The organism is Nocardia sp. NPDC050435 (assembly GCF_040655395.1).
Taxonomy (GTDB): Bacteria; Actinomycetota; Actinomycetes; order Mycobacteriales; family Mycobacteriaceae; genus Nocardia.
Window position 1 is genome coordinate 718,346 of record NZ_JBFAJW010000004.1, and the last position, 12,059, is coordinate 730,404.

Genomic DNA, 12,059 nt, shown 5'->3' on the forward strand with positions numbered 1-12,059 from the left:
GCACCTGATTACACGCGGCGATTCGGTCGCCGATTCATCGCGACCGAATAACCATTTCTCTTGAAGCTGCAATTTCCTGGCAAACTGCTGGTTTAGCACCTAGCGGCGGGGTAAAACCGCTGGGTAGGTCGCCTCGGCAACCGTCAGGCGTCGTCGAATAGCAGCGAAGGGAATGCGCCGATGCACACCTCCAATTTGGCTATCGATATCGACTTCCGACAAGGCTGGTCCGACGCGTGGAGCGCGATTGCGACGTTCGTGCCGAAGTTCGTCGGCTTTCTGGCGATCCTGTTCATCGGCTGGATCGTCGCCAAGATCGTCGCCTCGATCGTGCGCCGGGTCCTGGACCGGGTCGGCTTCGAGCGCCTCGTCGATCGCGGCGGCCTCAAGAACATGCTGGCGCGCAGTAATTGGACCGCCTCGCAGATGCTGGCGAAGCTGGCCTACTACGCCGTGCTGCTGATCACCCTGCAGCTGGGTTTCGGCGTGTGGGGCCCGAACCCGGTGAGCGACATGCTCAACGGCATCGTCAGCTGGCTGCCGAAGCTGGCCGTCGCGATGGTCATCGTGATCGTGGCCGCGGCCATCGCCCGGGTGGTGCACGAGATGGTGTCGGCGGCGCTGGGCAGCCTGTCCTACGGTCCGCTGCTGGCCCGCGCGGCGTCGGTCTTCATCTGGGCGCTGGGCATCATCGCGGCGCTGAATCAGGTCGGCGTCGCGACCGCGATCACCGCGCCGGTGCTGTGGGCGGTCCTGCTGACCGTGGCCGGCATCCTGATCGTGGGTGTGGGCGGCGGTCTGGTCCGCCCGATGCAGCAGCGCTGGGACGGCTGGCTGGACAAGGCCGAGGCCGAGATGCCGACTCTGAAGGGTCACGCGCAGGCCTACCAGCGCGGTCGTGAGGATGTCTCGCGGCAGCAGGCCTGGCAGGACCAGTCGGCGACCACCACGGCCCGCTACACCACCACGGGCGCCGAGCACGGCGATCGCCCGCAGCGGATGGGCTGATCACCCGGTAGCCGAAAATGTCCGCCGCGGGCTCCGGCCCGCGGCGGACATTTTTCGTCTCAGTTGATGGCCTGCGCCTGCACGCAGACCGCGGCGAGCCGCAGCTGCATCCAGTCCGCTTCGGACCAGTCCGCCGGCGGGGCGCCGGTCATCGGCGTGGCGATCATCTCGGCCAGATCCTGGGCGGTGGCGGGCTGATGCTCGCGGGCCTGGTCGAGCAGGCCGCGGACGTATCCGGCGAGCAACAGCAGCGGCGGCACCTCCTCGGCGTCCTCGACGCCGTGGTCGAGAATGTCGCGCAATGCCGCGCCGTGCTGGTCCAGGACCGCCGACAATGCCGGATTCACCGCGGCCGCGGCGAGCGCCGGTTCCCCGTGCGTCGCATGCAGGCGGTTCAGAATTCTGCGCGCCGACACTTCGAGCAACGCGGGGCCGAGCATGAACATTGGGCGACTGTAGCAATCATGCAGCGTTTATCAAAATGTGATCTTCGACCTATTTGCCGCCCGGCTCCGAAAGTGTTTGTCAGCGAAACGCATTCGCGTCCGTGAGCGCCTTTCCGAGGACCAGTTGATGGACTTCGGCGGTGCCCTCGTAGGTCAGCACCGATTCCAAATTGTTAGCGTGCCGTAACACCGGATAGTCCAGCGTGATGCCGTTGGCGCCGAGAATCGTGCGGCATTCCCTGGCGATCTTGATCGCCTCCCGGGTGCTGTTCAATTTCCCGGCGCTGACCTGGTCCGAGAGCAATTCGTGGCGGTCCTTGAGGCGGCCCAGATGCAGTGCCAGCAACTGCCCCTTGCCGTATTCCAGGGCCATGTCGGCGAGCTTGGCCTGGGTGAGCTGATAGGCGGCCAGCGGCTTGTCGAAGACCTCGCGGGTGCGGGCGTAGTCGATGGTCGCCGCCAGGCAGTCGCGGGCGGCCCCCAGCGCGCCGAAGATGATGCCGAAGCGGGCCTCGCTCAGACAGGCCAGCGGCGCGGCCAGCCCGCGCGATTCCGGCAGCACCGCCTCGGCGGGCAGGCGCACGTCGTCGAAGGCCAGTTCGGCGGTGATCGAGGCGCGCAGCGAGAGCTTGCGGTGCATCTCGCGCGCGCTGAAACCGGGGGTATCCGTCGGCACCAGGAAGCCGCGGATCTTCTCCTCGGTCTGGGCCCACACGATCGCGACATCGGCGACCGAGCCGTTGGTGATCCACATCTTGGCGCCGTTGAGCACCCAGTCCGCCCCGTCGCGCACCGCGCGGGTGCGCATGCCGCCGGGATTGGAGCCGAAATCGGGCTCGGTCAGGCCGAAGCAGCCGATGATCCGGCCCTCGGCCATGCCGGGCAGCCACTGCTGCTTCTGCTCCTCGGAACCGAACTTGTGGATCGCGGTCATCGCGAGCGAGCCCTGCACCGAAACCATGCTGCGCACACCGGAATCCACGGCCTCCAGCTCCTGGCAGGCCAGGCCGTAGGTGGTGGCCGACATGCCCGCGCAGCCGTAGCCCTCCAGGTGCATTCCCAGCAAACCCAGCTTGCCGAGCTCCGGCGCGATCTCCCGGGCCGGGAAGGTGCCCGCCTCGAACCAGTCCGCGATGTGTGGTCGCAGGCGCCGGGCCGCGAAGTCGCGGACGGTGTCGCGGATCTCGCGTTCCTCGGCACTGAGCAGGGAGTCGGTGGCGAACAGTTCATCAACGCTGAGCATGGGCCTCACGCTACCGCCGGGCGGCCCAACCCTGTGCCCGAAGACGGCGGCCGAATCGGACCCATTTAGGCTGGCGCTATGAGCGTTGAAGGGCTGGGTTTCTCCACACGGGCCGTGCACGCCGGATTCGAGCCGGATCCGCAAACCGGCGCGGTGAACGTTCCTATCTACGCGAGCTCCACGTTTGCCCAGGACGGCGTGGGTGGCCTGCGCGGCGGCTTCGAGTACGCGCGCACCGGCAACCCCACCCGGCAGGCCCTGGAGGCGAACCTGGCGGCGCTGGAGTCGGGCCGGTTCGGCCGCGCCTTCGCCTCCGGCATGGCCGCCACCGACTGTGCCCTGCGGGCCACCCTGCGCCCGGGCGATCACGTCGTCATCCCCGACGACGCCTACGGCGGCACCTTCCGCCTGATCGACAAGGTCTTCACCCAGTGGGGGATCACGCACTCCCCGGCCGCGGTCTCCGACCCCGACGCCGTGCGCGCCGCGATCCGCCCGAACACCAAGCTGGTCTGGATCGAGACCCCGACCAACCCGCTGCTGAACATCGGCGACATCCCGGCGCTGGCCGAGATCGCCCACGACGCCGGCGCGAAGCTGGTGGTCGACAACACCTTCGCCACCCCGTACCTGCAGCAGCCGCTGCTGCACGGCGCCGACATCGTCACCCACTCGACCACCAAGTACCTGGGCGGGCACTCCGACGTGGTGGGCGGCGTGCTCGTCACCGACGATCCGGAGCTGGACGCGGCGTTCGCGTTCCTGCAGAACGGCGCGGGCGCGGTGCCCGGCCCGTTCGACGCCTACCTGACCATGCGCGGCGCCAAGACCCTGGCCCTGCGCATGGATCGGCACTGCGACAACGCCGAGCTGCTGGCCGAGTACCTGGCCAAGCACCCCGCCATCGCCCAGGTCATCTACCCGGGCCTGGCCGAGCATCCCGGCCACCAGGTCGCCGACAAGCAGATGCGCCGCTTCGGCGGCATGATCTCGGTGCGGCTGCACGGCGGCAAGGCGGCGGCGCACGAGTTCTGCTCGCGCACGAAGATCTTCACGCTGGCCGAGTCGCTGGGCGGTGTGGAATCGCTGATCGAGCATCCCGGCGCCATGACCCACGCCTCCACCGAGGGCTCGGAGCTGGAGGTGCCCGCGGATCTGGTGCGCCTGTCGGTGGGCATCGAGGACGGCGCGGATCTGCTCGCCGATGTCGAGCAGGCCCTGGCGGGATAGGGAGCACACAGATGACGAAGCGGCCGCACTCGAGATCGGGTGCGGCCGCTTGCGTCTGCTACGGGTTTCTGGTTACTGCGAGGTCAGCTGTGGTAGGGCTCCGCGCTGACCAGGGTGACCTTCATGGTGTTGCCGTTGGGCAACGTGTACTCGCGGGTCTCGCCGACCTTGGCGTCGATGAGCGCACCACCGAGCGGCGACGCGGGGGAGTAGGTCTCCAGCTTGGAGTCGCTGAGGCCCTCTTCACGGGTGGCGATCAGGAAGGTCTCGGTGTCGGTCTCGTCGCCGTCGTAGTAGACCTTGACGACCGAACCGGGCAGCGCGACACCGGACTTGGTGGGCGCGACACCGACCTTCGCGTTGTTCAGCAGTTCCTGCAGCTGGCGAATGCGCGCCTCCTGCTGACCCTGCTCTTCACGCGCGGCGTGGTAGCCGCCGTTCTCCTTGAGGTCACCCTCTTCACGGCGTTCGTTGATCTCGGCAGCGATGACGGGACGGTTGGCGATGAGCGCGTCGAGTTCGCCCTTGAGCCTGTCGTGCGACTCCGGGGTCAGCCAAGTCACTTGCGTCTCAGTCATCTCGATCACTCCCTAGTAGTTGTTCCCGGAGAACCGGGATTTCTTCGTAACTGCTGCAGTACCCACCCGGGAGCGGGCACGCACCAGCCGACGACCAGTTGCGATCGGTGGGGGTTCGAAGAACTCCGACAGACCTGGTCCTGGGCAAACCCGAAAACCCGGGACACGCGCGCTGGCCGCCAATGCAGCAAACACGGCTCCGAGGTCCGGAACCGTGTATCACGCCATTTTAGCATGAATCACAAACATGCAGGTCAAAACTAATTTTGTGTCTCGACGGCGCAGCGGGCGGGCCCGGTCGGTCCGGTTGATCACTCGGCGCGGAGGTAACTCGGCACCTGGTCGGCGCATCCGTAGACGTTGCCGGCCGAGGGCCGCGACGACGTGCGGACCGTCGTGGTGAGCTCCAGCGTGCCGCTGTCCGAGGGCGGGATCAGCACCTCGCGCCGCCCGATCTCGGCGCTGTTGCTCGACATCACCCGCACGAAGCACACCACCGGCTGACCGGGATCCTTGCGGGTCACCTTGAACCGCACCGTCATGGTGGAGTCGTCGATCTGCTGGTAGCCGAGCCCTTCGGCCTCGATGTCCTTCGGGCCGTACTTCTGGTAGCCGAGGAAGGCGACCCCGACACCGGCCAGGACCACCAGCGCACTCAGCGCGATCGGGATCCAGGGCCGCCGGGCGCGCGGAACTTCGCCGTAGCGATCGGCGTGTCGCGCCGCCGCCGTTGAGTCCGCGTCGCTCATCGCTGATCACTCCGGGGGGTAGGTCGGAACAAAAGTGGGTCGGATGGAACTATAGGGAACGACCATCCGAGACCCGCGACCGAGAGCGATGGTGAACGAAATCGTGAGTGGCCTTCGCCTCATGGCGGTGCACGCCCATCCGGACGACGAATCCAGCAAGGGCGCCGCGACGACCGCCCGCTACGCCGACGAAGGGCACGATGTCCTCATCGTGACGCTGACCGGCGGCGAACGCGGCAGCATCCTGAACCCGGCCATGGATACGCCGGGCGTGCTGGACCGCATCGACGAGATCCGGCGCGAGGAGATGGCGGCGGCGGCCCGTGCGCTCGGCGTGCGTCAGACCTGGCTCGGTTTCGTCGACTCCGGCCTGCCCGAGGGCGATCCGCTGCCCCCGCTGCCCGAGGGCAGCTTCGCGCTGGTTCCGCTGGAGGAGGCGACCGAGGCGCTGGTGCGGGTCGTGCGCGAGTTCAAGCCGCATGTGATGACGACCTACGACGAGACCGGCGGCTACCCGCACCCGGATCACATCCGCTGCCACGAGGTCTCGCTGGCCGCGTTCGAGGCCGCCGGGGACCCGAACCGGTTCCCCGACGCGGGCGAGCCGTGGACGCCGCTCAAGCTGTACTACGACCACGGCTTCTCGATGAAGCGCATGGAGATCTTCGCCGCCGAGTACGAGCGCATGGGCGAGCCGTTCCCGCTGCAGGAGTGGCTGGACCGGATCCGGCAGTACGCGGTGGAACGCGGCGACGTGATGTCGCGGGTGACCACCCAGATCGAGTGCGGCAAGTACTTCCCGCAGCGCGACGACGCGCTGCGCGCGCACGCCACCCAGATCGACCCGAACGGCGCCTTCTTCGCGATTCCGCTGGAGTTGCAGCAGCGGCTGTGGCCCACCGAGGAATTCGAGCTGGCCCAGACCCGGGTGCGCACCGCGCTGCCGGAGTCCGATCTGTTCGCGGGCATCGAGGATCGTCCGGCTGGAGTCCAGGGCTGATGTTGCTCGCAGTGCTCGCCCAGACCCCCGGCACCCCGACCGGCCCGGAATTCGGCAAGGCCTCCCCGCTCGGGCTGGCGATCGTGTTGCTCCTGCTGGCCGGCACGGTGCTGCTGGTCCGATCCATGAACCGGCATCTGAAGAACCTGCCGGAAACCTTCGAGCCGGAGCATCCGGAGCCGGATCAGGCGGCCGACGAGGGCACCGAGCCGGGGATCGCCCGGCTCACCAAGGACGAGCCCGAGTCCGAGCCGGAGGGGCACGCTCCGCCGCGAAACCCGGCCTGACCTGGGCAGGTCACACTTCGTTCCCCGGCTTCGTCATATCGGTACCGGCCGGTCACGCACGATCGGCCACCTGCGAATCCGCTCAGAAGTAGGGAAACACCATGTCTTTCGAAGATCTTCGCGCTGCCCTGTCCGGCCGGGTCCTGCTGCCGGGCGAGGAGGGCTTCGAGGCCGCCGCGCAGCCGTGGAACACCGCGGTCCGGCAGCCGGTGGCCGCGGTCGTCGAGGCGGCCGACGCCGCCGACGTGGCCGCGGTCGTACAGCACGCGGCGGCCGCCGGCGTCCAGGTGGTCGCACAGCCCACCGGGCACGGCGCCACCGGCGGCCTGGATACCGCCATCCTGCTGCGCACCGGGCGGCTGAACCAGATCCACGTCGACCCGGAGCAGCGCCTCGCCCGGGTGGGCTCGGGCGCGCAGTGGGGCGCCGTGCAGGCCGCGGCCGGCGCGCACGGGCTGACCGGGCTCGCGGGCAGCAGCCCGGTGGTCGGGGTCACCGGCTACACTCTGGGCGGCGGGCAGAGCTGGTTCGGCCGCAAGTACGGCTGGGCCTCGGACGCGGTGCGCGCCTTCGAGATCGTCGACGCGACCGGCACGCCCGCGCGGGTGACCGCCGAGTCGGACCCGGAGCTGTTCTGGGCGCTGCGCGGCGGCGGCGGTGACTTCGCCATCGTGACCGGACTCGAATTCGAGCTGTTCCCCGCCCCGGGCATCTACGGCGGCCGGGTGATGTGGCCGGGCGCCAAGACCGCCGAGGTCTTCGCGCTGTTCCAGCGGATCACCGCGGCCGCGCCCGACGAATTGACGGTGTGGTTCCAGCGCTTCCAGCCGCCGGGCGCTCCGGCTGCGCTGGTCGGTCTGGACTGCGCCTACCTCGGTGATCCGGAGACCGGCCGGGAGCTGCTCGCGGCGCTGGACGAGATCGACGGCGCGATCTCCGACACCCGCGGCACGGTCGCGGTCGCCGATCTGGGCACGATCACGGCCGAGCCGACCGATCCGAGCCCGGGCGTCTCGCACGCCGAGCTGCTCACCCGCCTGGACGCCGAGGCGCTGCGGGTGCTGCTGGAAGATCCGGTCGCACCGCTGATGACCGTCCAGATCCGCCATCTCGGCGGCGCGCTGGCCCGGCCCCGGGCGAACGGCGGCGCGTGCGTGCCGGTGGCCGAGCCGTACCTGCTCTACCTGCTCGGGCTCGGCCTGCCGGATCTGATCGAGCCGGTGCGGGCGCGGCGGGCCGAGCTCGTCGCGGCCCTCGACGGGCGGATCAGCGGCCGCAAGCCGTACACCTTCCTCGGCGGCGCGGACACCGCCGCGGCGGCGTTCGACGCCGAGACCCTGGCGCGGCTACGCGAGATCAAGCAGGCCCGGGATCCGAAGTCGGTGCTGCGCGCCAACTTTCCGGTGCTGGGCTAGTCGCCGGCCGGCGGTCCGCACGCCGATCGGGTCCGCGGATCGCCGGGCGGGCTAGTGTCCTTGACGGTGAAATCGGCTCCGTCGCAGCGGTTTCCCCGGCTCCGTCGCACGAGCCGCGCCAGCGCCCCGAGCAGCCGGATCACCGGTTGACATGGGAAGTAGCACAGGTGTTTTCGCGGCTGGGCGCGCCGGGTACCCCGCTCGTGCGGTTGCCGCCACTTGTCAGCCGGTCGTGCTATCAATGCTGCATCCGTTCGAGCGAAGGAAGCCCATGGAAACTGCGCCCGCCCGTCCCCTCGGAGTGATCGGCCAGATCGACCGCGCTCTGGACGTCACCGGCACGATCGTCGAGGCCGTCACCGCCGCCCAGCTCGCGGCGCCGACGCCCTGCCGGGATTGGGATGTGCGGGCCGTGCTGAACCACACGGTGTCCGGCATGCACCGGGTGGCCGCGGCACTGAGCGGCATGGGCGCCGAACGCGACGACGAATGGGTGGGCTCGGATCCGCAGGGCGCCTACGCCGCCGCCGCCGAGATCGACCGCGCCGCCTGGCATCGCCCCGACGCGCTGGCCGCCACCATGGACAGCCCCTACGGCACGTTGCCCGGCGCCGTGGTCGCCGCCATGCATCTCACCGAGATCGTGGTGCACGGCGTGGATGTCGCGCTCGCCATCGGCCGCGCCGATCTCGCCGACGACGAGCTCTGTGCGGAGTTGCTGAGCCTCATGCACGCCCAGGGCGGCATCGAGGGCTTCCGGGAGCGCGGGCTCTTCGGTCCGGAGATGGCGATCGCCGCCGACGCGCCGGGGCATCGGCGGCTGATCGCCTATCTCGGTCGCGACTGGTAGTTATCGGCTCGGCCGAACCGGGTGCCGCAGAATCGTTTTCGTGGCGCTGCCCGCCCGGCGCGGATCGGACAGGTAGATCTCGTGGTGCCTGCCGTTCATCGTCAAGCCCTGCGTCGCCATGAAATCCGCCATCCGCGCGAGGGTTTCGGATTCGGTCGCGTACGGGCCGAGGTGCAGAGCCTGGATCGAGGGGCCCTCGGTGAGTCGCTCCACCGTCACCGGCCGCGAGACCGCCGCGGCCGTCATCTCCGCGGTGACCGCCTCCGGTAGCCGAATCAGCAACCGCCACAGCCATTCTTCGCGCGGCACGCTCAGCGGCGGCCGATCGGAGTCGACCCACCACAATCCTTCGAGCTTGGGCACCACGAAATCCTGGCCTGCCGCCTTGGCCAGCTTCTTCACGCCGTAGGCCGCGCGGTAGAGCGCCGAGACGGCCGCGCTGTACTCCGGTCCGAGCGGCGCGCCGGTGCCGGCGACCGCCAGGTAGTCGTAGCCGTCGAAGGTGCGCAGCTCGGGCTCCGTGGACGCCGTGTAGTAGTGCTTGTCGCTCTTGGCCAGATCGATCTTCACCGCGATCTCCTTTCCGGGTCGCCTCAGCCTGCACTCTCCCGCGACAGGAGAGTCAATTCGCGGCTTGCTCGCGCGCCTCCCGCAGGGCGGTGCGGATCTGCTGGACGGCCGGCAACACTCGGGCATGCAGGTCGCGCCCGATCGGGGTGAGGTCGACGCAGCGGCTGCTGCGGTCGAACAGGCGGCCGCCGACCCGGCGTTCGAGCCGCCGGATGATCTGGCTGACCCGTCCGGTGCTGACCCGCATGCGGTCGGCGGTGCGCCCGAAGTGCAGTTCCTCGGCGAGGATCAGGAAAGCCTCCAGTTCGGATCGTTCCAGCATGGGGTGTCCTTCGATGGGTGCGGCCGGGATTCGACCATGGGACAAGACAGCCCGGCTCGGCGTGACATTCCCGCGTCGTGGCGCAGCGCACATGTCCGGTAACTCCGCGCGTCGGGTCCCGGGTTCGGGGGTCGGGCGGCCGCGGTGTGGTTGACTCCGGCCCGGGCGTTGGACCACCGACACGGAGGACCGCATGACCGCCGAACAGACGACCCAGCGCATGCCGCGATGGCTGCCGCGGGCGATGGTGCTGGGCTTCGCGCTGCTCGGGTTGTTCGAACTCGCCGACTGGGCGGTGCACCGCCTGCTCGGCCTGTTCATCCTGGTGCTGGTCGCGTTCTTCGTCGCGCTGGCGATGGAGCCCGCGGTCGCGAGTCTGGTGGCGCGGGGGATCGGGCGGGGTCTGGCCACCGCGGTGGTGTTCGTGCTGCTGTACGCGTGTGTGCTGGCGTTCAGCGCGGCGCTCGGCGTGCTGCTGATTCACACGGTCGGCAACGTGGTCACCGAGTTGCCGCGGCTGCTGAACGAAGGCGTGGACTGGGTCAATCACGCCTTCCACCAAGATTTCACGGTGCAGCGGTTACGGGATCGGCTGCTGCGCGAGTCCGATCTGATCAAGGGGTACGCGCAGAGTGCCGCCGATCACGCGTGGGGCTTCTCGTACACGGTGCTCGGCGAGCTCGCGCGGTTTCTCACCGTCGCGCTGTTCAGCATCTACTTCACGGTGTACGGGCCGCGGATGCGGCGCGCGGTCTGCTCCCTGCTGCCCGCCGAGCGGCAGGACATGGTGCTGCGGGCCTGGGATCTGGCGATCGACAAGACCGGCGGCTACCTCTACAGCCGCGGCGTGCTCGCGGTGATCTCCGCCGTCGCGCACGCCCTGTTCCTGTGGCTGCTCGGCCTGCCCAACGCGATCGAGCTCGGCATCTGCTTCGGCGTCATCGCCTCGTTCGTCCCGATCATCGGCACCTACCTCGCCGGCCTGCTCCCCATCCTGGTCGCCCTTACCGTGCGACCCCTCGACGCCCTCTGGATCCTGCTGTTCGTCATCCTCTACCAACTGGTCCAGGACTACCTCCTGCAACCCCGCATCACGGCCCGCCAGGTCGAGGTCAACCCCGCCATCGCCCTGCTTGCCGTCATGGCCGGCGGCGCCCTGCACGGCGCGGTCGGCGCCCTGCTCGCCATCCCCGCCGTAGCCACCCTCCAAGCCTTCCTCGGCACCTACATCACCCGCCACGAAGTCCCCGAAGACCCCCGCCTCGAAGGCACTCCCCGCAAACACCGCCCCCACCAGGACTAAATCGCGTTCAGCGCCAGTCGATGCCGGGGAGGAAGTGGACGTCGTAGCGGTCTTGTTCCGGTAGCAGGGTGTCGAAGTGCTCCTGTCCGTGCTGGATTCGGGCGAGGTGGCGGAAGTAGTCGAAGCGGTCGATACCGGGGGTGAGGACGATGAGCAGCTCGGCCGTGGTGTCGGGTGCGGCTCCGAAGGCGTGCGGCAACCCGGGTGGCACGACGACCAAGCCGCCCGCGCCGACCGTCGTAACTTGTCCGTCGAGGTAGAACTCCATCGTGCCGTCGAGGATGTAGAACAGTTCGGTCGAGCGGGCGTGGTAGTGCGGTGCGGCGCCGTCCGCGCCGGTGTTCAGGGTGAGGCGGTTGGCGCCGAGCGCCCCGCCGGTGTCGGCGGCGTCGGCGAGCAGGTGGAAGGCACCGCCGTGCGGTAGGCCGACGGTCTCCGCCGTCGCGGGCGGCCGGATGAAAGCGTCGAAAGTGCTGGTGGGCATCATGACTCCGATTCTCGAGAGACATCGTGGAAGCGCGGCGCACCCGGTTCCAGCGGCAGCCGGGTGACCCGGGCGGCGAAGCTGATGGCGTGGTACCAGCCGCAGAGCAGCAGCTGCCGATCGTCGAACGCTCCGGCCAGCTGCTCCCAGAGTTCGTCGCCGAGATCGCCGTCGTCGTGTAGAGCGTCCACCGCCCGGAGCAGTAGCCGCTCGGATTCGCTTGTCCAGCAGGGGTCTTCGGGCGTGCCATGGGTGAGCGAGGTCTGCTGCTCAGGAGTGATTCCGGCGCGCTCGGCGAAGAACGCCAGGTGCACGCCCCATTCGTATTCGCACCCGCACCGCGCGCAGGTGCGGTCGATCACCAGCTCCCGCTCCCGCAGGCTCAGCGAAAGCTCGCGGCTCAGCGCATAACCGCCCCACCCGTGCATGGCCTCCGCCATGACGGGTTTCCGGGCGAACAGCCGGAACAGTGTGAGGGGCGGCTGCCCGGGCGGCATCATGCGGGCCAGCAGGGCGGCGGTCCGCGCCTCGTAGGGCGGTGCCAGCGGCTCGATTCTCGGCATCTCGAACTCCA

The 12,059-nt window shown here is 69.2% G+C and carries 15 protein-coding genes; 7 read left to right on the plus strand and 8 right to left on the minus strand.

Features of this window, described 5'->3' with window-relative positions; translation table 11 throughout:
• Positions 1 to 180 precede the first annotated feature (180 nt).
• Entirely contained in the window at positions 181 to 1,008 is an 828-nt protein-coding gene (locus AB0I43_RS15620) for a hypothetical protein (RefSeq protein WP_356973438.1), read from the plus strand.
• A 59-nt stretch (positions 1,009 to 1,067) separates the two neighbouring features.
• Here AB0I43_RS15620 and AB0I43_RS15625 read toward each other — a convergent pair whose 3' ends face one another.
• Together AB0I43_RS15625 and AB0I43_RS15630 are read right to left on the minus strand one after the other, a co-directional pair.
• Positions 1,068 to 1,454, minus strand: a complete 387-nt coding sequence (locus AB0I43_RS15625; RefSeq protein WP_356973439.1) for a DUF6401 family natural product biosynthesis protein — start codon at positions 1,452 to 1,454, stop codon at positions 1,068 to 1,070.
• A 79-nt stretch (positions 1,455 to 1,533) separates the two neighbouring features.
• On the minus strand, positions 1,534 to 2,697 hold the full coding sequence (locus AB0I43_RS15630; protein ID WP_356973440.1) for an acyl-CoA dehydrogenase family protein: 1,164 nt from the start codon (positions 2,695 to 2,697) through the stop codon (positions 1,534 to 1,536).
• 78 nt (positions 2,698 to 2,775) lie between these two features.
• Here AB0I43_RS15630 and AB0I43_RS15635 point away from each other — a divergent pair, with 78 nt between their 5' ends.
• Complete coding sequence (locus AB0I43_RS15635) at positions 2,776 to 3,927, plus strand: cystathionine gamma-synthase (RefSeq protein WP_356973441.1); 1,152 nt, start codon at positions 2,776 to 2,778, stop codon at positions 3,925 to 3,927.
• A gap of 83 nt (positions 3,928 to 4,010) precedes the next feature.
• On the opposite strand, the gene greA is transcribed toward AB0I43_RS15635, so the two are convergent.
• Positions 4,011 to 4,505, minus strand: coding sequence for a transcription elongation factor GreA (gene greA / locus AB0I43_RS15640; protein ID WP_356973442.1), 495 nt, complete (start codon positions 4,503 to 4,505; stop codon positions 4,011 to 4,013).
• A gap of 311 nt (positions 4,506 to 4,816) precedes the next feature.
• Positions 4,817 to 5,254, minus strand: a complete 438-nt coding sequence (locus AB0I43_RS15645; protein ID WP_356973443.1) for a DUF4307 domain-containing protein — start codon at positions 5,252 to 5,254, stop codon at positions 4,817 to 4,819.
• A gap of 121 nt (positions 5,255 to 5,375) precedes the next feature.
• Here AB0I43_RS15645 and mca point away from each other — a divergent pair, with 121 nt between their 5' ends.
• The 4 genes from mca (at position 5,376) to AB0I43_RS15665 (ending at position 8,806) form a co-directional block, all read left to right on the plus strand.
• Positions 5,376 to 6,254 carry a mycothiol conjugate amidase Mca gene (gene mca / locus AB0I43_RS15650; RefSeq protein ID WP_357432293.1) on the plus strand — a complete coding sequence of 293 codons (879 nt, stop codon included), beginning with the start codon at positions 5,376 to 5,378 and terminating at the stop codon, positions 6,252 to 6,254.
• Positions 6,254 to 6,541: a hypothetical protein gene (locus AB0I43_RS15655; protein WP_357432200.1), complete on the plus strand. Its 288-nt coding sequence runs from the start codon at positions 6,254 to 6,256 to the stop codon at positions 6,539 to 6,541. Before mca ends, AB0I43_RS15655 begins: the two co-directional genes overlap by 1 nt.
• Positions 6,542 to 6,642: 101 nt before the next feature.
• Entirely contained in the window at positions 6,643 to 7,956 is a 1,314-nt protein-coding gene (locus tag AB0I43_RS15660; protein WP_357432202.1) for an FAD-binding protein, read from the plus strand.
• Positions 7,957 to 8,227: 271 nt separating this feature from the next.
• On the plus strand, positions 8,228 to 8,806 hold the full coding sequence (locus tag AB0I43_RS15665) for a TIGR03086 family metal-binding protein (protein ID WP_357432204.1): 579 nt from the start codon (positions 8,228 to 8,230) through the stop codon (positions 8,804 to 8,806).
• Here AB0I43_RS15665 and AB0I43_RS15670 read toward each other — a convergent pair whose 3' ends face one another.
• Both AB0I43_RS15670 and AB0I43_RS15675 read right to left on the minus strand, forming a co-directional pair.
• Complete coding sequence (locus tag AB0I43_RS15670) at positions 8,807 to 9,376, minus strand: GyrI-like domain-containing protein (RefSeq protein ID WP_357432206.1); 570 nt, start codon at positions 9,374 to 9,376, stop codon at positions 8,807 to 8,809.
• Between the two features lie 52 nt (positions 9,377 to 9,428).
• Positions 9,429 to 9,698 (minus strand): LysR family transcriptional regulator, encoded by a 270-nt coding sequence (locus AB0I43_RS15675; protein WP_356973448.1) that lies wholly within the window; start codon positions 9,696 to 9,698, stop codon positions 9,429 to 9,431.
• Positions 9,699 to 9,891: 193 nt separating this feature from the next.
• Here AB0I43_RS15675 and AB0I43_RS15680 point away from each other — a divergent pair, with 193 nt between their 5' ends.
• Positions 9,892 to 11,001 (plus strand): AI-2E family transporter, encoded by a 1,110-nt coding sequence (locus AB0I43_RS15680; protein ID WP_357432208.1) that lies wholly within the window; start codon positions 9,892 to 9,894, stop codon positions 10,999 to 11,001.
• Between the two features lie 7 nt (positions 11,002 to 11,008).
• Here the strand turns inward: AB0I43_RS15680 and AB0I43_RS15685 are convergent, their stop codons facing one another.
• Positions 11,009 to 11,488: a cupin domain-containing protein gene (locus AB0I43_RS15685; RefSeq protein ID WP_357432210.1), complete on the minus strand. Its 480-nt coding sequence runs from the start codon at positions 11,486 to 11,488 to the stop codon at positions 11,009 to 11,011.
• Entirely contained in the window at positions 11,485 to 12,048 is a 564-nt protein-coding gene (locus AB0I43_RS15690; protein WP_357432212.1) for a carboxymuconolactone decarboxylase family protein, read from the minus strand. The genes AB0I43_RS15685 and AB0I43_RS15690 overlap by 4 nt, the downstream gene beginning before the upstream one ends.
• Positions 12,049 to 12,059 lie beyond the last annotated feature (11 nt).

Coding starts and splice junctions, on each gene's coding strand:
- AB0I43_RS15625 (WP_356973439.1), bottom strand. CDS start 1,454: ATGTTCATGCTCGGCCCCGCGTTGCTCGAAGTGTCGGCGCGCAGAATT.
- AB0I43_RS15660 (WP_357432202.1), top strand. CDS start 6,643: ATGTCTTTCGAAGATCTTCGCGCTGCCCTGTCCGGCCGGGTCCTGCTG.
- AB0I43_RS15635 (WP_356973441.1), top strand. CDS start 2,776: ATGAGCGTTGAAGGGCTGGGTTTCTCCACACGGGCCGTGCACGCCGGA.
- AB0I43_RS15620 (WP_356973438.1), top strand. CDS start 181: ATGCACACCTCCAATTTGGCTATCGATATCGACTTCCGACAAGGCTGG.
- AB0I43_RS15630 (WP_356973440.1), bottom strand. CDS start 2,697: ATGCTCAGCGTTGATGAACTGTTCGCCACCGACTCCCTGCTCAGTGCC.
- AB0I43_RS15665 (WP_357432204.1), top strand. CDS start 8,228: ATGGAAACTGCGCCCGCCCGTCCCCTCGGAGTGATCGGCCAGATCGAC.
- AB0I43_RS15690 (WP_357432212.1), bottom strand. CDS start 12,048: ATGCCGAGAATCGAGCCGCTGGCACCGCCCTACGAGGCGCGGACCGCC.
- AB0I43_RS15675 (WP_356973448.1), bottom strand. CDS start 9,698: ATGCTGGAACGATCCGAACTGGAGGCTTTCCTGATCCTCGCCGAGGAA.
- mca (WP_357432293.1), top strand. CDS start 5,376: ATGGCGGTGCACGCCCATCCGGACGACGAATCCAGCAAGGGCGCCGCG.
- greA (WP_356973442.1), bottom strand. CDS start 4,505: ATGACTGAGACGCAAGTGACTTGGCTGACCCCGGAGTCGCACGACAGG.
- AB0I43_RS15680 (WP_357432208.1), top strand. CDS start 9,892: ATGACCGCCGAACAGACGACCCAGCGCATGCCGCGATGGCTGCCGCGG.
- AB0I43_RS15645 (WP_356973443.1), bottom strand. CDS start 5,254: ATGAGCGACGCGGACTCAACGGCGGCGGCGCGACACGCCGATCGCTAC.
- AB0I43_RS15655 (WP_357432200.1), top strand. CDS start 6,254: ATGTTGCTCGCAGTGCTCGCCCAGACCCCCGGCACCCCGACCGGCCCG.
- AB0I43_RS15685 (WP_357432210.1), bottom strand. CDS start 11,488: ATGATGCCCACCAGCACTTTCGACGCTTTCATCCGGCCGCCCGCGACG.